The organism is Mesorhizobium sp. Primo-A (assembly GCF_003997175.1).
In the GTDB taxonomy this organism is placed as follows: Bacteria; Pseudomonadota; Alphaproteobacteria; order Rhizobiales; family Rhizobiaceae; genus Mesorhizobium; species Mesorhizobium ciceri.
The window spans coordinates 261,207-284,269 of record NZ_RZTG01000003.1; the positions used below are offsets into that span (position 1 = coordinate 261,207).

24 protein-coding genes are annotated in these 23,063 nt (G+C 62.1%); 12 read left to right on the plus strand and 12 right to left on the minus strand.

Going from position 1 to position 23,063, the window contains the following annotated elements; genetic code table 11:
• Position 1 precedes the first annotated feature (1 nt).
• Both EOC83_RS06730 and coaD read right to left on the minus strand, forming a co-directional pair.
• On the minus strand, positions 2-496 hold the full coding sequence (locus EOC83_RS06730; protein ID WP_224619653.1) for a peptidylprolyl isomerase: 495 nt from the start codon (positions 494-496) through the stop codon (positions 2-4).
• 109 nt (positions 497-605) lie between these two features.
• Positions 606-1,106, minus strand: coding sequence for a pantetheine-phosphate adenylyltransferase (gene coaD, locus EOC83_RS06735; protein ID WP_063167940.1), 501 nt, complete (start codon positions 1,104-1,106; stop codon positions 606-608).
• 322 nt (positions 1,107-1,428) lie between these two features.
• Between coaD and EOC83_RS06740 the strand changes: the two genes are divergently transcribed.
• On the plus strand, positions 1,429-1,581 hold the full coding sequence (locus EOC83_RS06740) for a hypothetical protein (protein ID WP_081714296.1): 153 nt from the start codon (positions 1,429-1,431) through the stop codon (positions 1,579-1,581).
• Positions 1,582-1,650: 69 nt separating this feature from the next.
• Here the strand turns inward: EOC83_RS06740 and gyrA are convergent, their stop codons facing one another.
• Positions 1,651-4,452 (minus strand): DNA gyrase subunit A, encoded by a 2,802-nt coding sequence (gene gyrA, locus EOC83_RS06745; protein ID WP_013531829.1) that lies wholly within the window; start codon positions 4,450-4,452, stop codon positions 1,651-1,653.
• 221 nt (positions 4,453-4,673) lie between these two features.
• Positions 4,674-5,498: an AraC family transcriptional regulator gene (locus EOC83_RS06750; RefSeq protein ID WP_063167939.1), complete on the minus strand. Its 825-nt coding sequence runs from the start codon at positions 5,496-5,498 to the stop codon at positions 4,674-4,676.
• Between the two features lie 86 nt (positions 5,499-5,584).
• On the opposite strand from EOC83_RS06750, the gene EOC83_RS06755 reads away from it, so the two are divergent.
• Both EOC83_RS06755 and EOC83_RS06760 read left to right on the plus strand, forming a co-directional pair.
• On the plus strand, positions 5,585-6,115 hold the full coding sequence (locus tag EOC83_RS06755; protein ID WP_063167938.1) for a hypothetical protein: 531 nt from the start codon (positions 5,585-5,587) through the stop codon (positions 6,113-6,115).
• Between the two features lie 160 nt (positions 6,116-6,275).
• Positions 6,276-6,905, plus strand: a complete 630-nt coding sequence (locus EOC83_RS06760; protein ID WP_013531832.1) for a MarC family protein — start codon at positions 6,276-6,278, stop codon at positions 6,903-6,905.
• A gap of 33 nt (positions 6,906-6,938) precedes the next feature.
• Here the strand turns inward: EOC83_RS06760 and EOC83_RS06765 are convergent, their stop codons facing one another.
• Together EOC83_RS06765 and EOC83_RS06770 are read right to left on the minus strand one after the other, a co-directional pair.
• Positions 6,939-7,364: an OsmC family protein gene (locus EOC83_RS06765; RefSeq protein WP_063167937.1), complete on the minus strand. Its 426-nt coding sequence runs from the start codon at positions 7,362-7,364 to the stop codon at positions 6,939-6,941.
• A 135-nt stretch (positions 7,365-7,499) separates the two neighbouring features.
• On the minus strand, positions 7,500-8,021 hold the full coding sequence (locus tag EOC83_RS06770) for a single-stranded DNA-binding protein (protein WP_063167936.1): 522 nt from the start codon (positions 8,019-8,021) through the stop codon (positions 7,500-7,502).
• 183 nt (positions 8,022-8,204) lie between these two features.
• Between EOC83_RS06770 and EOC83_RS06775 the strand changes: the two genes are divergently transcribed.
• From EOC83_RS06775 to EOC83_RS06815, 9 genes are all read left to right on the plus strand, one after another.
• The gene (locus EOC83_RS06775; protein ID WP_013531835.1) at positions 8,205-8,624 is read left to right on the plus strand and encodes a cupin domain-containing protein; all 420 of its coding nucleotides are present in this window, start codon (positions 8,205-8,207) and stop codon (positions 8,622-8,624) included.
• A gap of 44 nt (positions 8,625-8,668) precedes the next feature.
• Positions 8,669-8,983, plus strand: a complete 315-nt coding sequence (locus EOC83_RS06780; protein WP_013531836.1) for a metalloregulator ArsR/SmtB family transcription factor — start codon at positions 8,669-8,671, stop codon at positions 8,981-8,983.
• Positions 8,980-9,471: an SRPBCC domain-containing protein gene (locus tag EOC83_RS06785; RefSeq protein ID WP_063167935.1), complete on the plus strand. Its 492-nt coding sequence runs from the start codon at positions 8,980-8,982 to the stop codon at positions 9,469-9,471. The genes EOC83_RS06780 and EOC83_RS06785 overlap by 4 nt, the downstream gene beginning before the upstream one ends.
• Positions 9,472-9,491: 20 nt before the next feature.
• Positions 9,492-10,097 (plus strand): ATP-dependent Clp protease proteolytic subunit, encoded by a 606-nt coding sequence (locus tag EOC83_RS06790; protein ID WP_063167934.1) that lies wholly within the window; start codon positions 9,492-9,494, stop codon positions 10,095-10,097.
• 88 nt (positions 10,098-10,185) lie between these two features.
• Positions 10,186-10,482, plus strand: a complete 297-nt coding sequence (locus EOC83_RS06795) for a hypothetical protein (protein ID WP_063167933.1) — start codon at positions 10,186-10,188, stop codon at positions 10,480-10,482.
• Between the two features lie 692 nt (positions 10,483-11,174).
• Complete coding sequence (gene uvrA, locus EOC83_RS06800; protein WP_063167932.1) at positions 11,175-14,096, plus strand: excinuclease ABC subunit UvrA; 2,922 nt, start codon at positions 11,175-11,177, stop codon at positions 14,094-14,096.
• A 30-nt stretch (positions 14,097-14,126) separates the two neighbouring features.
• On the plus strand, positions 14,127-14,597 hold the full coding sequence (locus tag EOC83_RS06805; RefSeq protein ID WP_063167931.1) for a GNAT family N-acetyltransferase: 471 nt from the start codon (positions 14,127-14,129) through the stop codon (positions 14,595-14,597).
• 26 nt (positions 14,598-14,623) lie between these two features.
• Positions 14,624-15,445 (plus strand): DUF72 domain-containing protein, encoded by an 822-nt coding sequence (locus tag EOC83_RS06810; RefSeq protein ID WP_063167930.1) that lies wholly within the window; start codon positions 14,624-14,626, stop codon positions 15,443-15,445.
• A 115-nt stretch (positions 15,446-15,560) separates the two neighbouring features.
• Positions 15,561-16,712: a GGDEF domain-containing protein gene (locus EOC83_RS06815; protein WP_013531843.1), complete on the plus strand. Its 1,152-nt coding sequence runs from the start codon at positions 15,561-15,563 to the stop codon at positions 16,710-16,712.
• 44 nt (positions 16,713-16,756) lie between these two features.
• Here EOC83_RS06815 and EOC83_RS06820 read toward each other — a convergent pair whose 3' ends face one another.
• The 6 genes from EOC83_RS06820 to urtA all read right to left on the minus strand — a co-directional run bounded on the left by EOC83_RS06820 (position 16,757) and on the right by urtA (position 22,971).
• Complete coding sequence (locus EOC83_RS06820; RefSeq protein WP_013531844.1) at positions 16,757-16,933, minus strand: hypothetical protein; 177 nt, start codon at positions 16,931-16,933, stop codon at positions 16,757-16,759.
• Positions 16,934-17,202: 269 nt separating this feature from the next.
• Positions 17,203-17,898: an urea ABC transporter ATP-binding subunit UrtE gene (gene urtE / locus EOC83_RS06825; RefSeq protein WP_013531845.1), complete on the minus strand. Its 696-nt coding sequence runs from the start codon at positions 17,896-17,898 to the stop codon at positions 17,203-17,205.
• 69 nt (positions 17,899-17,967) lie between these two features.
• Entirely contained in the window at positions 17,968-18,714 is a 747-nt protein-coding gene (gene urtD / locus EOC83_RS06830) for an urea ABC transporter ATP-binding protein UrtD (protein ID WP_013531846.1), read from the minus strand.
• A gap of 6 nt (positions 18,715-18,720) precedes the next feature.
• Complete coding sequence (gene urtC, locus EOC83_RS06835; protein ID WP_027161511.1) at positions 18,721-19,953, minus strand: urea ABC transporter permease subunit UrtC; 1,233 nt, start codon at positions 19,951-19,953, stop codon at positions 18,721-18,723.
• The gene (urtB, locus tag EOC83_RS06840; RefSeq protein ID WP_063167929.1) at positions 19,950-21,563 is read right to left on the minus strand and encodes an urea ABC transporter permease subunit UrtB; all 1,614 of its coding nucleotides are present in this window, start codon (positions 21,561-21,563) and stop codon (positions 19,950-19,952) included. Before urtB ends, urtC begins: the two co-directional genes overlap by 4 nt.
• 97 nt (positions 21,564-21,660) lie before the next feature.
• Entirely contained in the window at positions 21,661-22,971 is a 1,311-nt protein-coding gene (gene urtA / locus EOC83_RS06845) for an urea ABC transporter substrate-binding protein (RefSeq protein ID WP_013531849.1), read from the minus strand.
• Between the last annotated feature and the right edge of the window lie 92 nt (positions 22,972-23,063).

The following is a 23,063-nucleotide window of genomic DNA, read 5'->3' on the forward strand; positions in this document are numbered from 1 at the left end:
TTTACTTGTCTGCGGCGATGCGCACCTTGATCATCCGGTCGGGGTCGGAGACCGTGCCGTTATCCGCCTGGTCGCCCTTCTTGATGTGATCCACCAGTTCCATGCCGCTGACGACATTGCCGACGATGGTGTACTGGCCGTCGAGCGGCGGTGCCGGAGCGAACATGATGAAGAACTGCGAATTGGCCGAATTGGGGTCCTGCGAGCGGGCCATGCCGACCACGCCGCGCTTGTAATGTTCGGTCTGCGAGAATTCGGCCGGCAGGTCGGGCAGGTCGGAACCGCCGGTGCCGACGGCCTCGGCGCTGAAACCCTTTTTCATATTGCCGAACTTGACGTCGCCGGTCTGCGCCATGAAGCCGTCTATGACGCGGTGGAAGGCGACGTTGTCATAGGCGCCTTGGCGCACCAGCTTCTTGATCTGCTCGACATGCTTTGGCGCCAGATCGGGCCGAAGCGCAATGGTGACGTCTCCGTCCTTCAGCGTGATGACCATGGTGTTTTCCGGGTCGGCGGCGAAGGCCGAGACCGATGCGGTCACAAGGCCGGCAAGCACAACGAGGAACGAGGCGAGCTTTTTCAGCTGCATATCTATCTCCGGAATCTTATTTCGCGAATTTGGCGGTGAGCGCACCGGCAACCGCCGCCGGCACGAAGGGGCGGATGTTGCCTCCCATAGAGGCAATCTGGCGGACAAGTGTGGCGGTAATGGTGCGCACGGACGGGCTGGCGGGCAGAAAAACCGTCTGCAACTCAGGTGCCATAGTCTCGTTCATGCCGGCCATCTGCATCTCATAGTCGAGGTCGGTGCCGTCGCGCAGGCCGCGGATCATGATCGAGGCGCCGTGCTTCCTGGCGGCGTCGATGACCAGCCCCTCGAAGGCGACGACCTTGATACGGGCACCATCGCTGCCGAATTCCGCCTTCGCCGCCGTCTCGATCAGCTTCACCCGCTCCTCGAAGGAAAACAGCGGCTGCTTGCCCGGATGGATGCCGATCGCCGCATAGACGATGTCGGCCACGGCCAGCGAAGCCTTCAGCACATCCAGATGGCCGTTGGTCAGCGGGTCGAAGGAGCCGGCATAGAGGGCGATGCGTTCGGTCATGGCAGGTGCTTCTAATGCATGATCCCAAAAAGTGGAAACCGGTTTTTGCGGACAAACGGTTTTTCGTTTGTCCTAGAGATCATGCTCAAATGAAAGCTAGAGCCTGTTCCGTCTTCCGTCCACCAAGATGGAACAGGCTCTAGCGAGCCTCTCTCGCAAAGGCAAATCCGATCGGGGCGCCGGCCGTGAACCTTTTCCGGCACATGAACGACAGATGAACACGCTGATCACGAAGCCTTCACGCAGCGTTCACTAGGTTGCACCTTAATAAGATGAAACCAAAATCCCATCTATCCGTTGTTAGGCGCAGGAGAACACGCACATGCTGATCTACATGCTCGCCACCGCAATGACCGTCGCCATGCTGATCGCCACCGTATTTGGGCTGCATCAGGAGGCACAACGCATCCGCGTCAAGGCAAACACCAAGCGCTTCGAAGGCTTCGGCCCGCGTAAGCCATATCGCCACTACTGATAAAGCCTGGACTTGCTGCCGCGCCGGCCAGCTGGCCGGCGTTGCCATGTCAAAACCTGGGTGCCGGACTTAGTCCGCACCCTCCGGACCGGCGTCAGACGCCGCAGCGGCATCGGCACCGCCCTCGACGGTTTCTTCGCTTTCTTCGTCCGCTTGCGGTTCAGAGATCCGCTCGACCGAAACCACCTTTTCGCCTTCAGCCGTGTTGAAGATGGTCACACCCTTGGTGGCGCGGCTGGCGAAACGAATGCCGTTGACCGGCACCCGGATGACGGTGCCGCCGTCCGACACCAGCATGATCTGGTCGTCATTGCCGACCGGGAAGGTCGCCACCAGCCTGCCAATCTCGGCCGCCTTCGACACGTCGGTGGCGCGGATGCCCTTGCCGCCGCGTCCGGTCAGCCGGAAATCATAGGACGACGAACGCTTGCCGTAGCCGAATTCGGTCACCGTCAGCACGTACTGTTCGTGCGCCTTGAGTTCTTCGTATCGGCTGTCGGAAAGCTCTGTCTCCTCGCCGATCTCCTCATTGGTCAGCGCGATCTCTTCCTCTTCTCCGGCCGTTTCCGTGGCAAGCCGCCGCTCCGCCGCCGCGCGCTTCAGGTAAGCGGCGCGTTCCGCCGGCGAAGCATCGACATGCTCGATCACCGACATCGAGATGATGCGGTCGGTCTCGGCCATGGTTATGCCTCGCACACCGACCGAATTGCGGCTCTGGAAGACGCGCACGTCGCCGACGGAGAAGCGTATGCACTGGCCGGAACTGGCGGTCAGCAGCACGTCGTCCTTGTCGGTGCAGGTTTCGACGCCGAGGATCTCGTCGCCTTCTTCCTCCAGCTTCATGGCGATCTTGCCGTTGCGGTTGACCTGGACGAAGTCGGATAGATCGTTGCGGCGCACGGTGCCGCGCGTGGTGGCGAACATCACGTAGAGTTCGCCCCAGCTGGCCTCGTCCTCGGGCAGTGGCATGATGGTGGTGATGCGCTCGCCCTGCTCCAGCGGCAGCATGTTGATCAGCGCCTTGCCGCGTGACTGCGGATTGCCGATCGGCAGCCGCCAGACCTTTTCCTTGTAGACGATGCCGCGCGAGGAGAAGAACAGCACCGGCGTATGGGTGTTGGCGACGAACAGCCGGGTGACGAAATCCTCTTCCTTGGTCGACATGCCGGAGCGGCCCTTGCCGCCGCGGCGCTGCGCCCGGTAGAGCGACAGAGGCACGCGCTTGATGTAGCCGGAATGGCTGACCGTCACGACCATGTCTTCGCGCTGGATCAGATCCTCGTCTTCCATGTCCGAACCGCCGTCGGTGAGTTCGGTGCGGCGCGGCGTGCCGAACTCGTCGCGCACGGCGGCAAGCTCGTCCTTGACGATCTGCTGGACGCGCGCGCGGGAAGACAAAATGTCCAGATAATCGATGATTTCGGCGCCGATCGTGTTCAACTCGTCGGCGATCTCGTCGCGGCCGAGCGCGGTCAGGCGCTGCAGGCGCAGCTCGAGGATGGCGCGCGCCTGCTCCTCGGACAGATTGTAGGTACCGTCCTCGTTGATCCGGTGGCGTGGGTCATCGATCAGGAGGATCAGAGATTCCACGTCGCCAGAGGGCCAGCGCCGCTCCATCAACTGCTCACGCGCCGTCTGCGGATCCGGCGCGGTGCGGATCAGCTTGATGACTTCGTCGATGTTGGCGACTGCGATAGCGAGACCGACCAGCACATGGGCGCGATCGCGCGCCTTGCGCAGCAGGAACTTCGTCCGCCTTGTGATCACCTCCTCGCGGAAGGCGACGAAAGCCTTCAGCATATCGGTCAGGTTCATCACTTCCGGCTTGCCGCCATTCAGCGCCACCATATTGGCGCCGAAAGAGGTCTGCAGCGGCGTGAAGCGGTAGAGCTGATTGAGGATGACGTCGGCAACGGCGTCGCGCTTCAGCTCGATGACGACCCGGTAGCCCTGGCGGTCGCTCTCGTCGCGGATATCGGAAATGCCCTCGATGCGCTTGTCGCGCACCAGTTCAGCCATCTTCTCGATCATCGACGACTTGTTCACCTGGTAGGGAACTTCGGTGATGATGATGGACTCGCGGTCGTTGCCGCGCTGTTCGATGTTGACGCGCCCGCGCATGACGATGGAGCCGCGGCCGGTCGAATAGGCGCTGTAGATGCCCGAACGGCCAAGCACGATGCCACCGGTCGGGAAATCCGGCCCCGGAATGATCTCCATAAGCGCCGGCAGGTCGATCGCCGGATTGTCGATGATGGCGATGGCGCCATTGCAGACTTCACCGAGATTGTGCGGCGGGATGTTGGTCGCCATGCCGACGGCGATGCCGCCCGAGCCATTGACCAGAAGGTTGGGAAAACGTGCCGGCAGAACCTTAGGTTCGCTGCCGGAAGCATCATACGTGTCCTGGAAATCGACGGTATCCTTGTCGATATCCTCCAGGAGCTCGTGCGCGACCTTGGTCAGCCGCGCTTCCGTGTAGCGCATCGCCGCAGGCGGATCGCCGTCGATGGAGCCGAAATTGCCCTGCCCGTCGATCAACGGAACGCGCAACGACCAGTCCTGCGCCATGCGCACCAAGGCGTCATAGATGGAAGCATCGCCATGCGGATGGTATTTACCCATCACGTCGGCGACAGGACGCGCCGACTTCACATATTTGCGGTTCCAATGGTAGCCGCTCTCATGGGCGGCGAAGAGAATGCGGCGATGCACCGGCTTCAGGCCGTCGCGCACGTCCGGCAGCGCACGGCTGACGATCACGCTCATGGCGTAATCGAGATAGGAGCGCTGCATCTCCTCGACGATGGATATCGGCTCGATGCCGGTGGGGCCGCCGTCGGCGCCGCGCGGTGTCTTCTGGTCGGTCAAATCGGATCACAATCTAATCAGGAATCACTTGGTGCTTATATAGGAAGCAAGCCCGAAACTCCAACCTTCACGGCACTTTTCCAGTGTCATTTTTGATGGTAATTTCAAATGGATACCGATGATTGCGACGATATGGCCAAGGCGGTTTTCACCGCCCTGACGCAAAAGCCTGCGTGTCTGCCTTTGCGGTGCACCGGGCCGATTCACCAAGCAGAAACGACCTATGCGCCACGGCGGCTGCGATACTGGCTTGGCGTCTGCCCCATGATCCGCCGAAAACGACGATTGAAGGTCGACAGATCGCTGAAGCCAGCGCCGAAAGCGATCGCGGAAACCGTATCGTCCGACATGCGTAGCCGCACCGCGGCCCTGTGCAATCGCGTCCTGAGCAGGAATTGGTAGGGGGTCATGCCCGCCACCTGCCGGAAGATGCGCAGGAAATGATACGGACTGGTCGCCGTCCCATCGGCAAGCGCTGAAAGGGAAACCGGCCCGTCTGCATCGAGTTCGATGCGCCGCACAGCTTCGGCAACCCGTTTTTGATCGCGGCGGCTCGGCGCGCGCCTGACATGCGTAGCGCCGGAGGCTGTAGCCACGGCAGCACCGGCCATGCGCAGGGAAAGTTCCTCGAACGCGTCGATGTCGGCCATCTCGCGAGCGGTTTCCGCCTCGGCCAGGAGTGGCGCCAGGACCGGCAAAGGCGGCAGGAGCGCCGCCTCGAAGGCCAGCTTCCTGGCGCCCGGCACGCCAGCCGCGATCCGTTCCATGTAGGACGGCCGGAAATGGAACGAGAGGCAACGGTCGCCGCTGCCATGCTCGTGCCCGCATTCGTAACATGTGCCGGGATTGCCGAGCAGGAGCGCGCCGGGCGCCAGCATCGCCGTGCCTTGCTGGGCACGGTAGCGAAACGTGCCGCTGGTGACCGCGGCGACACAGAAATCCTGATGCGCTTCCTCGAACGGCCGGTCGCCGGCGCTAGCCGTGCAGATCACATCCGCCACATGCCAGCCGGGTCCGGATGCGAGCGTATGCGTGGTCGCTGTCATGACCGGAATATAGCAATTTTTCCCAAGCCCAGAACCTCGTAACCGCCTATTCCCTCCCAATCTCCTGACAAGAAGAGGCCACAACCATGTTCGATCAATCTTCGTTTGCCGATGCCCTGCATAGCCCCGGACCGATCGAAGGCCTTGCCGAAAAACTGAGCCTTTACGGCCGCTTCGTCGGCGCCTGGACTTTCGACGCCTCGCGCCACCTCGAGGACGGAACGGTGCTGACAGGGCGTGGCGAGGTGCATTTCGGCTGGGTGCTGGAAGGCCGGGCGATCCAGGACGTCTGGATCCTGCCCGCGCGGGACACTGGTTCCCAGCCTTCGCTCGGCAAATGGACTTTTTATGGCACGACGCTGCGCGTCTATGATCCCGGCGCGGATGCCTGGCACATCTTCTGGAGCGACCCGCCCAACCAGTATTTCAGCCGCCAGCTCGGCCGCGCCGAGGGTGACACGATCGTGCAAGTGGGCGCCGACGGCACCGGTAGCTCCGTACGCTGGGGCTTTTCACGCATCACCGAAAACGCCTTCCGATGGCTGGGCGAGCGCTCGCACGACAATGGCGCGACATGGCGGCTGGAGGTCGAGTTCCTGGCGCGCCGAGCGGTTTGATCGCCGAAGAATGCAGCAGCCCGGAATAAAAGCGTCGCGACCCTTTGCGCCCTCCGCTGTCTCGCCGGCATCAACCACTTTCTCACGAACAGTTCCCACCGAACGGGCTTTGCTCTACCAATTATCCTGGTACGGGCACGGCCCGGCGGGAGGGTCAGAGATGCCGAGTTTCGACAGCCTGTTCAACGCGTTCGTCACCATTCTCGTGACCATCGATCCGCCCGGCCTGGCGCCGCTGTTCCTCGCCGTGACGCGCGGCATGAACCGCGAGGAGCGCCAGCAGGTTTCCGTCCGCGCCTCGATCATCGGTTTCCTGGTGATGGCGCTGTTTGCGGTTGCAGGCGCCTCGATCCTGTCGGTGTTCGGCATCACGCTGCCGGCTTTCCGCGTCGCCGGCGGTTTCCTGCTGTTCTTCATCGCCTTCGAAATGGTGTTCGAGCGCCGGCAGGACCGCAAGGAGAAGATCGGCGACGTCGCCATCACCAAGGACATGATCCACAACATCGCCGCCTTCCCGCTGGCAATCCCGCTGATCGCGGGTCCCGGCGCCATTTCGGCAACTGTGCTGCTCTCAGGTTCCTTTCAAGGCTTTGCGGCGCAGGCGGCGCTGGTCGGCATCATCTTCGTCTGCCTTGCCATCACCTATCTGGTGTTCGTGCTGTCGGAACGCATAGACCGCATCCTCGGCCAGACCGGCCGCTCGATCCTGACCCGCCTGCTCGGCGTCATCCTGGCAGCACTGGCCGTGCAATTCGTCGCCGACGGCATCAAGGCGCTGATAGCGGGCTGACAGGCTGACGCGGCGAGAATCTCAAAGCCGGCTCTATCTCGCCGTCGTGTCGATGACCTCGAAATCGTGGGTAATCGTGGCGGTCTTGGCAAGCATCGCGGAGGCCGAGCAATATTTTTCGATCGAAAGGTCGATCGCGCGTTTCACCTTGTCGCTGGAGAGTTGCCTGCCCTTGACGACGAAATGCATATGAATGCGGGTGAACACTCTGGGTTCGGTTTCCGCCCGGTCGGCTTCGAGCTCGACAACGCAGTCCTCGACCGCGTCGCGCCCCTTTTCGAGGATGTGCACGACATCATAGGCCGAACAGCCGCCGGTGCCGATCAGCACCAGCTCCATCGGGCTCGGTCCCGGCGTCCTGCCTTCCGGTCCGGGCGCGGTTCCCAGCACCAGTTTGTGGCCGCTACCGGACTCGCCGACGAAGGTGCGTTCCTCGACCCATTTTACGCGTGCTTTCATCGAACTCGTCCTTCGCCATATTTCGTTGATCGCCATGTCGGCGTTCAGTTCGACAATGCAAAACCCCGAAAGTCCATGATGGACTCTCGGGGCGCAATGTTTGACTTAAGCCAAAAACAACATCTGCTGTTGCGATCAGAACGGGATTTCGTCGTCCAGTTCGCGCGACGAACCGCCACCGCCGCCGCTCTTGGCACCGCCACCACTGCGATTGAAGCCTTCGCTCGGGCTGGACTGGCCGAAATCGGAACCACGGCTGCTGCCGCCACCGGCATAGCCGCCGACTTGGCCGCCTTCACCCTGCCCGCGCGCGTCGAGCATCTGCAGCTCACCGCGGAATTTCTGCAGCACGACTTCCGTCGTGTACTTGTCGGCGCCGGTCTGGTCCTGCCATTTGCGCGTCTGCAGCTGGCCCTCTACATAGACCTTCATGCCCTTCTTCAAATACTGCTCCGCCACCTTGGCGATGCCCTCATTGAAGATGACGACGTTGTGCCATTCGGTCTTTTCCTTGCGCTCGCCGGAATTCTTGTCACGCCAGCTTTCCGACGTCGCAATGCGAATGTTGACGACCGGCTCGCCCGAGTTGAGGCGACGGATTTCGGGATCCGCGCCGAGGTTGCCGACCAAAATGACCTTGTTGACGCTACCCGCCATGATATTTCTCCGCGCTCATCCGAAACAAATTTTTTTGTCGCAGCACCTTACAGGCTGCAGGCGTCAGCCGCTTGCCGTGGCTGCCTTTACCCACAAGGTTTTTGTTCCCTGTTCGTTCTATGGTGCAGATGACGTTCTGTCAATGTTTGTCAGCAAGATGTAGTGTCCCGGCCGGAAATTTCCATGAAATCGGATCTGACCGGGGGCGATCAAATGAAGTCTGTCGCACATGAGGACCAGCAGCGCGAGCAATGGCGAGCAGGTGTGGAAACACGCATGCATGTGTCGGCCAGCAATGGTGCATCGCAACTTTGCATATTCGAGCAATGGGTCGAGCCCACGGTCGGCGCCCCAACGCATTGGCATCCCGTGGAGGAAGTGCTGACCGTTATCGCCGGTAGGGCTGAGATGTGGATCGACGATGAGCATACAGTCGTGACATCGGGCCAGTCTCTCGTTGTCCCCGCGAACAGGAAACACGGGTTCAAGAACGCCGGCACTGGAACGCTTCACATCCACGCCGTCCTTGCGTCGCCGATTTTCGAGGCGACGTTCGATGGGCCTGCCGGAATGGTGAGACGCTGGCTTCCGACAATCTCGTAAAACAGTGCTTGCCAAATCAATAAGTATTCACTTATGCTTTTGACATGATCGAAGCAGAGATTTTTCGCGCACTGGCCGACCCGACGCGCCGCGCCGTCTTTGAGCGGCTAGCCGCAGGCGAGATGAGCGTGTCGGAATTGCGCACCGGTATGACGGTGTCGCAGCCCGCGGTGTCGCAGCATTTGGCCGTCCTGCGTGGCGCAGGCCTGGTGGTCGAGCGGCGAGCCGGCCGCAACGCCTATTACCGCGCCGATCCGCAGGGGCTCGCTCCCTTGCTCTCCTGGATCGAACGCTACCGGACTTTCTGGCCGGAACGCATCGAAAGGCTGAAGGCGGTTTTGAAGGACATGGATCAATGAACGACAGGGGATCAATGGCCGACGAAAGCCATCGCGAAGTCTCTCCGGATGCGCTCGAGTTCGAGTACGACCTTGCCGAGCCGCCGGAAAAGGTCTGGCGGGCCCTGACCGTACCGGAATTGCTCGCCGCCTGGATGATGCCCAACGACATGAGACCCGAGATCGGCAACCGTTTTGCCTTCGCCGGGACGGGCGCGCCGATCGAATGCGAAATCCTCGACGCCGAACCCGAGAAGTTGCTGCGCTATTCCTGGCGGGAGCAGCCGGGCGACGCAGCCAGGCAGGATCCGCTCGACAGTACCGTCACCTTCACGCTTGCCCGCACCGCTTCCGGCGGCACGCATCTGCGCATCGTCCACGACGGTTTTGCCCGCAAGGCCATGCCGGCCATCGCCATGGCAGGCGCCGGCTGCCGTCTTTCGCTCGGTTTGCGCGCAATTGGAAAGCCCATCGCCGCGAACGCACCGCGCCTTCTGCGCGCGGCATAATAGAAAATCGGAGAAGAAAAATGAGCGGTGTTGCCAGTCTGGTGCCGATGGTCATCGAGCAATCGAGCCGCGGCGAACGCGCCTTCGACATCTTTTCGCGGCTGCTGCGCGAGCGCATCATCTTCATCAACGGCGAGATCAACGACGACATCTCGGCGCTGGTCTGCGCGCAGCTTTTGTCGCTGGAATCGGACAATCCCGACAAGGAGATCTCGCTCTACATCAACTCGCCGGGCGGCGTAGTGACCAGTGGTTTCGCCATCTACGACACGATGCAATATATCAGCTGCCCGGTGTCGACCGTATGCATGGGCTTTGCGGCATCGATGGGCTCGTTCCTGCTGATGGCAGGCACACCGGGGCGCCGGATTTCCCTGCCGAACGCCACCATCCTGCTGCATCAGCCGCTGGGCGGGTTCCAGGGCCAGGCCTCCGACATCCAGCGCCATGCCGAGCGCATCGGCAGGACGAAACGGCACATGGCCGAGCTCTACGCGCAGCATTGCGGCCGTACCTATGAAGAGGTCGAGCGCACGCTGGACCGCGACCACTTCATGACCGCCCGCGAGGCGCAGGCATGGGGCATCGTCGACCATGTTTTCGACACGCGCAAAAAGGCGGCGTAAGCCAGGGCCGGAGCGGAGTCCGGCCGGCTGCCGAAGATTTGACGATGCCGGTCTGGTTCCATCGGCGGCGCGCCACTATAGTCCTGGGATGACCGACACTCATCCTTCCAGACCACTGCGCCCCGTCATCGCCGTCGTGGTGCTCGCTTTTGCCAGTCTCGTGAGTGGCGCGGCTCTTGCAGAGGACAGTTCGCCGTCGACGCAAAAAAGCGCCCTGCCCGGCGTGACCGGCGACTACCGCATCGCCAAGCCGGCTCCCGAGCCGGACGATGCGCTGCCGGCCGGCGAGAACGGCACATTCAAGATCGGCGATACGGATGTCAGGATTTCCGGCAGCATCACCGTCGATGTCGGCGCCGACTCGATCGGGCCGCCGCGTCACTGAGTGCGCGCGGAAATGAGCGTTCCCCACATAAAACGGCCCCGCCGTGCCTTGGGCAAACGGACGGGGCCTTCTGGATCTCAAATCCAACTTTGCCGGGAGTGTACTGCCGGCGTTTGATTTCGGATGCACCGCGGCGTTCGGCCGACGATCCGACTAGCAGTCTCTGATTTTTAGGGGATATGGCAGGTCACGGTTTGCCGGGTGGCGCAGACGCTAAACCCTGGCACTTATGCCTGCCGCGGCTCCAGTGACAACTGGAACCCTAGGGGACGATCCGGTGGCGTCATAGCTCCGCTCCTCTGTCCGTTGCGATTGTTGTCAATTCGAAGCACAAATCGCAAATGCCTGCGGCGTCTCGCAGGCCGCCTTTGGGCGGCGAGGCCATCGAAAGACGGCCGGCTTCGTTGACTTCCGGAGACTGCGCTCCTGGGTTGCCCGCGTCAACCATCAATAGCCGGTTACCGAAAAACGTGATCGCCGGGAGGTTACGTACAAGTCAGTTTTTGCACAGCTTTGTCAGGAGCGTGTTCGGCCTTTGTTCTTTCCGCTTGCCCGTTCACGCGAAAGACGCTTAAACGCTTTTGTCGGGAATTGTGGCGTCTCTCGACGTGGCGGCAAAACTACCTACATAGGGGATGGCCGGGAAAACCCGCCATTCCAGGAAATTCCAGATTCTGAGGCGGCGACCGGCTATGGCCGACCATAAATATCTTTCCATTCGCGGGGCGCGCGAACACAATCTGAAGAATGTCGATCTCGACCTGCCGCGTGACAGCCTGATTGTCATGACCGGCCTGTCGGGGTCCGGCAAGTCATCGCTTGCCTTCGACACGATCTATGCCGAGGGCCAGCGCCGCTACGTCGAAAGCCTGTCGGCCTACGCGCGGCAATTCCTCGAAATGATGCAGAAGCCTGACGTCGACCAGATCGACGGCCTGTCGCCTGCCATTTCCATCGAGCAGAAGACCACATCGAAGAACCCGCGTTCGACGGTCGGCACCGTCACCGAGATCTACGACTATATGCGCCTGCTTTTTGCGCGCGTCGGCATCCCCTATTCGCCGGCCACCGGCCTGCCGATCGAGAGCCAGACGGTTTCGCAGATGGTCGACCGCGTGCTGGCGATCGAGGAAGGCACGCGCCTGTTCATTCTGGCGCCGATGGTGCGCGGCCGCAAAGGCGAGTACCGCAAGGAGTTGCTGGAACTGCAGAAGAAGGGCTTTCAGCGCGTCAAGGTCGACGGCGTCTTCTATGAGATCGCCGACGTGCCGGCGCTGGACAAGAAGTACAAGCATGACCTCGATGTCGTCGTCGACCGCATCGTCGTGCGCGGCGATCTCGCGACGCGGCTTGCCGATTCCATCGAAACGGCGCTGAAGCTGGCCGATGGGCTGGCGGTCGCCGAATTCGCCGACAAGCCGCTCGATTCCAGCCAGACCGGCGAGGATTCGGTCAACAAGTCGAAGAACGAGACGCATGAGCGCATCCTGTTCTCGGAAAAGTTCGCTTGCCCGGTCTCCGGCTTCACCATTCCGGAAATCGAACCGCGGCTGTTTTCGTTCAACAATCCGTTCGGCGCCTGCCCGACTTGCGACGGTCTCGGCAGCCAGCGCGCCATCGACGGCAATCTGATCGTGCCGGATGAAAACATCTCGCTGCGCGACGGCGCCGTCAGCCCGTGGGCGAAGTCGACCTCGCCCTATTACGCGCAGACGCTGGAGGCATTGGGCAAGGCCTATGGCTTCAAGCTCGGCGACAAGTTCAAGGATTTGTCCGAAGAGGCCAAGGAAGCCGTCCTGCGCGGCACCGGCGAGCGCGAGATCACCTTCCAGTATGATGACGGCCTGCGCTCCTACAAGACGACGAAGACTTTCGAAGGCGTCATCCCCAATCTCGAGCGGCGCTGGAAAGAGACCGAATCCGCCTGGATGCGCGAGGAGATCGAGCGCTTCATGTCGGCCACACCCTGCCCGGTCTGCAAGGGCTATCGGCTGAAGCCCGAGTCGCTGGCGGTGAAGATCGCCGGCAGGCACATCGGCGAAGTCACCGAGCTTTCCATCCGCAAGGCCGACCAGTGGTTCACCGACCTGCCCGCGTCGCTCAACGACAAGCAGAACGAAATCGCGGTGCGTGTGCTCAAGGAAATCCGTGAACGGCTGCGCTTCCTCAACGATGTCGGGCTCGACTATCTGACGCTGTCGCGCAATTCCGGCACGCTGTCGGGCGGCGAGAGCCAGCGCATCCGGCTGGCATCGCAGATCGGCTCCGGCCTGACCGGCGTGCTCTATGTGCTGGACGAGCCGTCGATCGGCCTGCACCAGCGCGACAATGCGCGCCTGCTCGATACGCTGAAGCACCTGCGCGACATCGGCAACACGGTGATCGTCGTCGAGCATGACGAGGACGCCATCCTGCATGCCGACTATGTCGTCGACATGGGCCCGGCCGCCGGCATCCATGGCGGCGAGATCATCGCCCAGGGCACGCCGCAGCAGGTCATGGCCAATCCCAATTCGATCACCGGCAAATATCTGTCGGGCGCGCTCGAAGTGGCGACGCCCGGCGTGCGGCGTGAAGCGAAGAAGAACCGCCGCATCAAGATCGTCGGCGCGCGCGGCAACAATCTGAAGAACGTCACCGCCGAAATCCCACTCGGCACCTTCACCGCCGTCACTGGCGTGTCCGGCGGCGGCAAGTCGACCTTCCTGATCGAGACGCTGTTCAAGGCCGCTTCGAGACGCATCATGGGCTCGCGCGAACATCCGGCCGACCACGACCGCATCGAGGGCCTCGAATTCCTCGACAAGGTCATCGACATCGACCAGTCGCCGATCGGCCGCACACCGCGTTCAAACCCGGCCACCTATACCGGCGCCTTCACGCCGATCCGCGACTGGTTCGCTGGCCTGCCGGAGGCCAAGGCGCGCGGCTATCAGCCGGGACGCTTTTCGTTCAACGTCAAGGGCGGCCGCTGCGAGGCCTGCCAGGGCGACGGCGTCATCAAGATCGAGATGCACTTCCTGCCCGACGTCTACGTCACCTGCGACGTCTGTCACGGCAAGCGCTATAACAGAGAGACGCTCGATGTCCTGTTCAAGGGCAAGTCGATCGCCGACGTGCTCGACATGACGGTCGAGGAAGGCGTCGATTTCTTCGCCGCCGTGCCCGGCGTGCGCGACAAGCTCGACACGCTGAAGCAGGTCGGCCTCGGCTACATCCATATCGGCCAGCAGGCGACAACGCTGTCCGGCGGCGAGGCGCAGCGCATCAAGCTGGCCAAGGAACTGTCGCGCAAGGCGACCGGCAAGACGCTCTATATCCTGGATGAGCCGACCACTGGCCTGCATTTCCACGACGTTGCCAAACTGCTGGAAGTGCTGCACGAACTGGTAGACCAGGGCAACACGGTGGTGGTCATCGAGCACAATCTCGAAGTGATAAAAACCGCGGACTGGGTGCTCGACCTCGGCCCCGAAGGCGGCGATGGCGGCGGCGAACTGGTCGCCTCCGGCACGCCGGAAGCCATCGTGCGCGAAAAGCGCAGCTACACCGGCCAGTTCCTCAAGGAGCTTCTGGAGCGACGTCCCGGAGGCAAACGCGAAGCGGCGGAGTGATCGACCGGTTGGCGCCTGGAGAGCTTTTGAATGACAATCAGAAGAGCGCTTGCCGGTGATCTCCAAACCGTCGTCTCGCTGACGGAAGCGGCTTATGCGCCTTACATCGCACTGTTCGGCGCGCCGCCGGTCCCGGTCACCGAGGACTATGCACCGCGCATCGTGCGCGGCGAGGTCTGGTTGCTGGAAAGTGGCGGCGAGCTTGCCGGGCTGATCACGCTGGAGCGACATGACGACCACGCGATGATCTTCTCCGTCGCGGTCTCCCCCGACTTTCAAGGCAAGGGCTTCGGCATTGCGCTGCTGAAACACGCGGATGAGCAGACCCATCTCTGGGGTCTGCCAGAAGTGCGGCTCTACACCAACGCCAGGATGGAGCGGAACATTGCGCTCTATCTTGCCTATGGTTTCCACGAAACGGGTCGCCGGCCCAATCCCTACCGGCCAGGATGGGTGCTCGTCGACATGGCCAAAACCGTCGATCAGATCACCGCGGCCTGATCTTTTTCTGCATTGGGAGGATGACAATGAGCACATCGGGAACAATCCGCGCCGGCATGGGCGGCTGGACCTTCGAACCCTGGGATACGTCCTTCTATCCCGACAAGCTTCCCAAGGCCAAGCAGTTGAACTACGCCACTCGCCAGGTGCCGAGCATCGAGGTCAACGGCACTTACTATTCCAGCTTCAAGGAGCCGACCTTCGTCAAATGGGCCAGCGAGGCGCCGGACGGCTTTGTCTATTCGCTGAAGGGCAACCGCTTCGTCACCAACCGGCGCGTGCTGGGCGAGGCCGGCGAATCGATGATGCGCTTTCTTGGCTCCGGCGTGGCGGCGCTCGGCGAAAAGCTCGGGCCGATCCTGTGGCAGTTCGCACCGACCAAGAAATTCGATCCGGACGATTTCGAAGCCTTCCTGAAGCTGCTCCCGGAAAAGCAGGACGGCGTTGCGCTGCGCCATGCGCTCGAAGTCCGCAACGACAGTTTTGTCGTGCCGGAATTCGCAGCACTTGCCCGAAAATACAAGGCCGCGATCGTCTACGCCGACCATGCCAAATATCCTGATATCGCCGACATCACCGCCGATTTCGTCTACGCCCGACTGCAGACCGGCAGCGATGACAATCCCGACTGCTATACGCCGAAAGGCCTCGATGAATGGGCCGCGCGGGTAAAGACCTGGGCGCAAGGCAAGCAGCCGGCCGACCTGCGGCGCGCCGACCCCGCCACCGATGCGCCGGTCAAGCCGCGCGACGTGTTCGTTTACTTCATCACCGAGGGCAAGGTGCGCGCGCCGTTCGGCGCCATGGCACTGATGAAGCGAGTGGACCAGGGTCAACCGGTGCCCTGACGCAGCGGAATCATGGCATCTTCGCCACCGTCGTAACCTTATCGATACCTCCTTGCTGCATGAATCCAGCCAGACCAGTCGCAGATCTGGGCCGCCACGGGCAAGGACGAGGGGCATGTCGCTCGACTACACTTCACTTCTCCTGGCTGTCGGTTTTTCCGCGGCCTGCCTGAGCCTGACATTGTTCGGCATGTGGCTGACCGCTCGCTCGGAGAAATTCCTGCTGACATGGGCGATCAGCCTGGTGTTCGTGGTCGGCGATATTTTTGTCTATGACGCTTATATCGACATGCCCGGGCGCCTGCTGGGCATCGCCACGCTGGCTTTCCTCCTGCTCGGTTTCTCGACAATGCTGGGCGCGGCCTACCAGTTTAGAACCGGCGGCTCGCCAGTGCCCCGAACTGTACTTGGCAGCGCCATTTCGCTGGCCGTGACGTTGCCTCCCATGGCTCTAGGCTATGACGGGCTGGGCTTCATGTTCGAAAATGCCTTCGCCGCCTTGCTTCTGTTCGCAACGGCGGTCGAATACTGGAAGGGCCGCGACGAAGCCCCTGCCCTGACGATCGGTATCACCGCGCTCTATTCTGCCACGGCCGCATCCTTCGCTCTCTGCGCCATGGTTTTAGCCTTGGATGGAAAGCTGGTCCTTGGACATGCGCCAAGCAACTGGGCCGAGGAACTGAGCCTCATCATCGTCATCGCCAGCATGACCGGGATTGGAGCGCTTTCCCTGGCCCTGAATCAGGGACGCTTGGCCCGGCATCACCGCCACAATGCCCTGACCGACCCGCTGACCGGCCTGCTCAACCGCCGCGCCCTGTTCGACCTGCACGGCGATGCGCCGGTCGGCGCCTTCACGGCGGTGGTCGTCTTCGATCTCGACAACTTCAAGGCCATCAACGACGAATTCGGCCACGCCGCCGGTGATGAGGTGCTGAGGGTGTTTGCACGGGAACTCGCCAGCAATCGCCGCCCGGCCGACGTCGCCGCGCGCATGGGCGGCGAGGAGTTCGCGCTGGTGCTGAAGCGGACCTTGCCCGAAACGGTGGAGGCCACCGCCGAGGCCATACGGGCAGCTTTCGCCGCGCACCGCATCGAAACCGAGACAGGCTCGCTGATATGCACCGTCAGTGCCGGATTTGCTTTCGGCACCAAGGAAGGCCTCGGCTTCGACAAGGTGCTCAACGCCGCCGACAAGGCGCTCTACGACGCCAAGCGCGGAGGCCGTAACCGCGTCACCGCATCTCCGTTCAGGCGCGCAAGCTAATCGCGCAACACCGGCCTCTGATCGTGGGGAGACGAATGCGGCTCCTAGGCCGCCATGACAATCTCATTGAAGGTATCGAGATCGACATAGAAGACCTTGGTGATCTCCTCGATCAGATCGTCGTAGTCGCAGCCCTGTGATCTCAAGATATTGATGGCAGCGATGATGTCGACGCGTTCGGTAAGCCGCCGCTTCTGGTAATCCTCGACGTAACGTTCCATGGCTGTCCCTTAGCCTGTGTGCCCAAACGCGTTTGAACGACAGAGATCGCAGGAGGGAAGCTAGGCAGCCTTGCTTGCGTGAAACTTGCCCGGCATTGGCCGTGGTCCTCGATCTGCGATAACCAGACTGATACGGAAGCGGCCGACTCACAAAGCCATGGAAAAGACTAGCACGCGATATTGAGCGTGCCAGAGACGCAGGTGATCGGATGGAGAAATATTGGACTTGGCAAGAACTTCGGATCGCCAACTGAAGTTCACCGCCAATGCTAGACGGTAAGGAACTTCCGCACATCAGCCCGGTCTAAATCTTCAGCCGGGCCGGTATGGACGATCACGCCCCGGTCCATGATGTTGACCTCGTCGGCGAGCTCGCGGCAGAAATCGAGATATTGTTCGACCAAAAGCACGGCGATGCCCGCCTGGTCGCGTAGATAGCGGATGGCGCGGCCGATGTCCTTAATGATCGACGGCTGTATGCCCTCGGTCGGTTCATCGAGCACGAGCAGTTTCGGCCGCATCACCAGCGCCCGCCCGATGGCGAGCTGTTGCTGCTGGCCGCCGGAAAGATCGCCGCCGCGACGGCCGAGCATCTGCTTCAGCACAGGGAACAATTCGAAGACATGCGCCGGAATGTTGCGGTCGGCTCGCCTCAGCGGCGCAAAGCCTGATTCCAGGTTCTCCCGCACGGTGAGCAGCGGAAAGACCTCCCTGCCCTGCGGTACGAATGCGATGCCCGACCGGGCGCGGTCATACGCCGCGCTCCGGTCGAGCGCCTTCCCCTCGAAGGCAACGCTTCCGCTCGTCAGCCGGTGGTGGCCGACGATCGATCTCATCAAACTGGTCTTACCGACGCCGTTGCGGCCGAGCACGCAGGTGATCTTGCCGGCGCCCGCCTTCAGCGATACGCCGCGCAGCGCCTGGGCGGCGCCGTAGTGCAGCGTGGCATTGGAAACTTCGAGCATGTCAGCGCCGTCTCCAGAACCTGAGAAACGACAGATCGAAGTGATGGAACTGAACCCGCCAGACCATGCTCATCTCCCCAGATAGACTTCGACGACACGCTCGTCGGCCGACACGAAATCGAGTGTGCCTTCCGAGAGCACCGAGCCCTCGTGCAGGCAGGTGACCTTGACGCCGAGCTCGCGCACGAAATGCATGTCGTGCTCGACGACGATGACCGAATGGTCGCGGGCGATATCCTTGAGCAGCCGCGCGGTTTCCTCGGTCTCGGCATCGGTCATGCCGGCGACCGGCTCGTCAACCAGAAGCAGTTTCGGGTCCTGCGCCAAGAGCATGCCGATCTCCAGCCACTGCTTTTGCCCATGGCTGAGATTGGCCGCCAGTTCGTCACGCTTGTCGCCAAGCCGGATGATGCCGAGGATGTCATCAATCTGCCGCGTCTCGGCGGCCGAGCGGCGGTGAAACAGCGCCGGGAAGATCGAGCGAGGACCCTTCAGCGCCAGCATCAGGTTTTCCTCGATCGTGTGGCTTTCGAAGACGGTCGGCTTCTGAAATTTACGGCCAATGCCCATCATTGCGATCTCGGCCTCGTCGTGCTTGGTCAGATCGACTTGGCCGTCGAAGAACACTTCGCCCTCGTCGGGCCGCGTCTTGCCGGTGACGATGTCCATCATCGTCGTCTTGCCGGCGCCGTTGGGGCCGATGATGGCGCGCATCTCGCCCTTGTCGAGCACCAGCGACAGATTGTTGATGGCGCGAAAGCCGTCGAAGGAGACCGAGACGCCGTCGAGATAAAGGATCGTGTTCGACTTTGACATGGTCGCTCACTCCGCCGGCTGTGGTTCGGGGTTGCTGGCGGACCAGTCACCTGGCTTTCTTGCTTCACTGCGAACGATTTTCGCCGGCGGCGAGACATCGGCATCGGTGCCGGCTTCCTCGGCAATCGAAGCAGCTCGCAACGCCTTGGCGTTGCCGCGCCAGCTGTCCCACATGCCGATGATGCCCTTGGGCAGCAAAAGCGTGACGGCGACGAATAGTCCACCCAGTGCAAACAGCCAGAACTCCGGCAGTACGCCGGTGAACCAGGATTTTCCGGCATTGACCAGCAACGCACCGATGATCGGCCCGACAATGGTGCCGCGCCCGCCGACAGCCGCCCAGACGACGACTTCAATCGAATTGGCCGGCTCGAATTCACCCGGATTGATGATGCCGACCTGCGGCACGTAGAGCGCGCCGGCTATGCCGGCCATGACGGCCGAGACGGTGAAGGCGAACAGTTTCACGTTCTCCGCCCGCCAGCCGAGGAAGCGCGTGCGGCTCTCGGCATCGCGTACCGCCATCAAGAGCTTGCCGTATTTTGAGCCGACGATCGCCCAGGTGACGAAGACGGCAAGTGCCAGCATCACCGCGCTGGCGGCAAACAGCGCCGAGCGCGTCGCGTCGGCCTGCACGTTGAAGCCCAGAATATCCTTGAAATCGGTCAGGCCGTTGTTGCCGCCGAACCCCATGTCGTTGCGGAAAAAGGCAAGCAGCAGCGCATACGTCATCGCCTGGGTAATGATGGAGAGATAAACGCCGGTGACGCGGCTGCGGAAGGCGAACCAGCCGAAGACGAAAGCCAGCAGGCCAGGCACCGCGAGCACCATGAGGCCGGCGAACCAGAAATGGTCGAAGCCATACCAGAACCATGGCAGTTCCTTGTAGTTCAGGAACACCATGAAGTCGGGCAAGACGGGATTGCCATAGACGCCGCGCGAGCCGATCTGGCGCATCAGATACATGCCCATTGCATAGCCGCCGAGCGCGAAGAAGGCGCCGTGGCCGAGCGAAAGGATGCCGCAATAGCCCCAGACCAGGTCGAGCGCCAAGGCAAGCAGCGCATAGCAGAGATATTTGCCGGTCAGCGCGACGATGTAGGATGGGATGTAGAAGGCGCTGGTAGGAGACACCGCAAGGTTGAGCAACGGCACGATGACGGCCACCGCCAGCAGGATGGAGATCGTAATGGCGATGCGGCGGTCCGCGCCGGCGGCAAAGAAGCGTCCCGTGATCATGCTTCCACCGCCCTCCCCTTGAGCGCGAACAGGCCGCGCGGGCGTTTCTGGATGAACAGGATGATCAGCACCAGCACGACGATCTTGCCGAGCACCGCGCCCGCATAAGGCTCGAGGAACTTGTTGACGATGCCGAGCGAGAAGGCGCCGACCAGCGTGCCCCACAGATTGCCGACGCCGCCGAAGACAACGACCATGAAGCTGTCGATGATGTACCCGCGGCCGAGATTGGGCGAGACGTTGTCGATCTGGCTCAGCGCGACGCCGGCAATGCCGGCAATGCCGGAGCCGAGCGCGAAGGTCAGCGCGTCGACCCACGGCGTCCTGATGCCCATCGAGGCAGCCATGCGCCGGTTGGCGGTGACGGCGCGCATCTGCAGGCCCCAGGGCGTGCGCTTCATCACGTAGAGCAGGATGCCGAAGACAGCGAGCGCGAAAACCAGGATCCACAGGCGGTTCCAGGTGATCGCCAACTGTCCGACATTGAACGAGCCCGACATCCAGGATGGGTTGCCGACCTCCTGGTTGGTCGGCCCGAAGATTGAGCGCACGGCCTGTTGCAGGATCAGCGAGACGCCCCATGTCGCCAGCAGTGTTTCAAGCGGCCGGCCATAGAGGAAGCGGATGACGCCGCGCTCGATGATCAGGCCAACCAGAGCGGCGACGAGAAAGGCCAGCGGCAGTGCGATGACCAGCGACCAGTCGAACAGGTCAGGGAAGGATGTACGGATCACCTGCTGGACGACGAAGGTCGTGTAGGCGCCGAGCATGACCATCTCGCCATGCGCCATGTTGATGACGCCCATGACGCCGAAGGTGATGGCGAGGCCGATTGCCGCCAGCAGCAGCACCGAGCCCAGCGAGATGCCGTACCAGATGTTCTGCCCGGCATCCCAAAAGGCCAGCGTCGAATTGATGTTGGCGATCGCGGCTGTCGCCGCTTGCCTGACCGCGTCGGTGGAATTCGCCTCGACCGAGGTGAGCAGGGAAACCGCATCGCGGTCGCCGCGCGCGCCGATCAGCGCGATGGCAGTGAGCTTCTCGGCATCCGGCCGGTCGGAGACCAGAACGGAGGCCGCACGGGCCTGTTCGAGCAGAGCCTTGACGCTGGCCACGGCCTCACCGGCGATCGCCGTATCGAGGGGGGCGATATTTGCGGCGTCAGGTGTCTTGAACATGGTGTCGGCGGCGGCGATGCGGACAGCCGGATCCTTGGCGCCGAGCGTCAGAGTGCCCAACGCATCGCGGATGACGCGACGCAGCGTGTTGTTGACCTTGATCTTGGTGATGCCGTCCTTGGCCGCCTCACCCGATGCCTCCCCGCTCAACGGGTCGGAAAGCTGGACGCTCTCGCCCGCTTCCTTGCCGACAAACACCAGGGAATCGGCCTTGCGGACATAGAGGTTGCCGTCGGCAAGTGCCGCAAGCGGCCGCTCCACCGCCGGGTCGCCAGCGGCTGCCAGTTCGTGGACGACGGCTCCGATCTCGGAAAAGCCCTTGGCCGTGGCGAATTTGGCGATGATGCCGCGCAGATCGGTTTCGCCAGCGCCCGATGACGACAGTGTCGCCAGCAGGAACAACAGCATCAAACCCGTGCGGATTAAGGTCATTGGTTTCTGGTAACCCCTGAAGGTTGAAGTGGGCGTCCGGACGGCGGAGGAAGCCGTCCGGACGCGCGCGGTCTGACTGGGTCAGCCCTGGGAGGGATCAGTTCGTGCCCTTGCCGCCGCACTTGCCGGTGGCAACATTAAAGTTGCCGCAGGACAGAGGCGCGCGCCAATCCGAGATCAGGTCCTTGGAATCAGGCAGATAGTCGGACCATTCGTCGCCCATCACCAGGCCCGGCGTGCGCGACACGGTCTCGAACTGGCCGTCGGCCTGGATTTCGCCGATCAGCACCGGCTTGGTGATGTGGTGGTTCGGCATCATCGTCGAATAGCCGCCGGTCAGGTTCGGCACCGACACGCCGATCATGGCGTCGATGACCTTGTCCGGATCGGTGGTGCCGGCCTTCTCGACCGCCTTCACCCACATGTTGAAGCCGATATAATGGGCCTCCATCGGGTCGTTGGTGGTGCGCTTGTCGTTCTTGATGAACTTGTGCCAGTCGGCGATGAACTTCTTGTTCTCGGGCGTATCGATGCTCTCGAAATAGTTCCAGGCGGCGAGATGGCCGACCAGCGGCGCGGTGTCGAGACCTGCAAGCTCTTCCTCGCCGACCGAGAAGGCCATGACCGGAATGTCCTCGGCCTTGATGCCCTGGTTGCCGAGTTCCTTGTAGAACGGCACGTTGGCGTCGCCGTTGACGGTGGAGACGACGGCGGTCTTCTTGCCGGCCGAACCGAACTTCTTGATCGCCGAAACCTCGGTCTGCCAGTCGGAGAAGCCGAACGGCGTGTAATTGACCATGATGTCTTCAGCCGCCACGCCCTTGGCCTTCAGATAGGCCTCGAGGATCTTGTTGGTGGTGCGCGGATAGACGTAGTCGGTGCCTTCCAGCACCCAGCGCTTAACCGAACCGCCGTCCTCGCTCATCAGATAGTCGACCGCCGGGATCGCCTGCTGGTTCGGCGCCGCACCCGTGTAGAACACGTTGCGCTCGCTCTCCTCGCCCTCATACTGGACCGGATAGAACAGGATGTTGTCGAGTTCGGAGAACACCGGCAGCACCGATTTGCGCGACACCGAGGTCCAGCAGCCGAACACCGCCGCAACCTTGTCCTTGGAGATCAGTTCGCGCGCCTTTTCGGCAAACAGCGGCCAGTTGGAAGCCGGATCGACGACCACCGCCTCGAGCTTCTTGCCGAGCAGGCCGCCCTTGGCGTTCTGCTCGTCGATGAGCATCAGCATGGCGTCCTTCAGTGTCGTCTCCGAAATCGCCATGGTCCCCGAGAGCGAATGGAGAATGCCGACCTTGATCGTGTCGTCGGCGGCCTTGGCCGGAGCCGACATCAACAGGCCGGCGGCGACCGCACCAGCCGAAAACATTTTTGTTATTGTCGAGAAATTACCCCTCATATTACGGACTCCCAAGCTAGTTGATTGCACCGCAACACTACAATGCAACCCCCATGCCAACCGCTCCAGCGATCCCGAAAGGGTACAAATAG

Coding starts and splice junctions, on each gene's coding strand:
- urtE (WP_013531845.1), bottom strand. CDS start 17,898: ATGCTCGAAGTTTCCAATGCCACGCTGCACTACGGCGCCGCCCAGGCG.
- EOC83_RS06785 (WP_063167935.1), top strand. CDS start 8,980: ATGAACGACAGGGGATCAATGGCCGACGAAAGCCATCGCGAAGTCTCT.
- EOC83_RS06775 (WP_013531835.1), top strand. CDS start 8,205: ATGAAATCGGATCTGACCGGGGGCGATCAAATGAAGTCTGTCGCACAT.
- EOC83_RS06805 (WP_063167931.1), top strand. CDS start 14,127: ATGACAATCAGAAGAGCGCTTGCCGGTGATCTCCAAACCGTCGTCTCG.
- EOC83_RS06795 (WP_063167933.1), top strand. CDS start 10,186: ATGACCGACACTCATCCTTCCAGACCACTGCGCCCCGTCATCGCCGTC.
- urtC (WP_027161511.1), bottom strand. CDS start 19,953: ATGATCACGGGACGCTTCTTTGCCGCCGGCGCGGACCGCCGCATCGCC.
- EOC83_RS06750 (WP_063167939.1), bottom strand. CDS start 5,498: ATGACAGCGACCACGCATACGCTCGCATCCGGACCCGGCTGGCATGTG.
- EOC83_RS06730 (WP_224619653.1), bottom strand. CDS start 496: ATGGTCATCACGCTGAAGGACGGAGACGTCACCATTGCGCTTCGGCCC.
- coaD (WP_063167940.1), bottom strand. CDS start 1,106: ATGACCGAACGCATCGCCCTCTATGCCGGCTCCTTCGACCCGCTGACC.
- EOC83_RS06765 (WP_063167937.1), bottom strand. CDS start 7,364: ATGAAAGCACGCGTAAAATGGGTCGAGGAACGCACCTTCGTCGGCGAG.
- EOC83_RS06790 (WP_063167934.1), top strand. CDS start 9,492: ATGAGCGGTGTTGCCAGTCTGGTGCCGATGGTCATCGAGCAATCGAGC.
- EOC83_RS06770 (WP_063167936.1), bottom strand. CDS start 8,021: ATGGCGGGTAGCGTCAACAAGGTCATTTTGGTCGGCAACCTCGGCGCG.
- urtD (WP_013531846.1), bottom strand. CDS start 18,714: ATGTCAAAGTCGAACACGATCCTTTATCTCGACGGCGTCTCGGTCTCC.
- EOC83_RS06810 (WP_063167930.1), top strand. CDS start 14,624: ATGAGCACATCGGGAACAATCCGCGCCGGCATGGGCGGCTGGACCTTC.
- EOC83_RS06820 (WP_013531844.1), bottom strand. CDS start 16,933: ATGGAACGTTACGTCGAGGATTACCAGAAGCGGCGGCTTACCGAACGC.
- EOC83_RS06815 (WP_013531843.1), top strand. CDS start 15,561: ATGTCGCTCGACTACACTTCACTTCTCCTGGCTGTCGGTTTTTCCGCG.
- EOC83_RS06740 (WP_081714296.1), top strand. CDS start 1,429: ATGCTGATCTACATGCTCGCCACCGCAATGACCGTCGCCATGCTGATC.
- urtA (WP_013531849.1), bottom strand. CDS start 22,971: ATGAGGGGTAATTTCTCGACAATAACAAAAATGTTTTCGGCTGGTGCG.
- EOC83_RS06760 (WP_013531832.1), top strand. CDS start 6,276: ATGCCGAGTTTCGACAGCCTGTTCAACGCGTTCGTCACCATTCTCGTG.
- EOC83_RS06755 (WP_063167938.1), top strand. CDS start 5,585: ATGTTCGATCAATCTTCGTTTGCCGATGCCCTGCATAGCCCCGGACCG.
- EOC83_RS06780 (WP_013531836.1), top strand. CDS start 8,669: ATGATCGAAGCAGAGATTTTTCGCGCACTGGCCGACCCGACGCGCCGC.
- uvrA (WP_063167932.1), top strand. CDS start 11,175: ATGGCCGACCATAAATATCTTTCCATTCGCGGGGCGCGCGAACACAAT.
- urtB (WP_063167929.1), bottom strand. CDS start 21,563: ATGACCTTAATCCGCACGGGTTTGATGCTGTTGTTCCTGCTGGCGACA.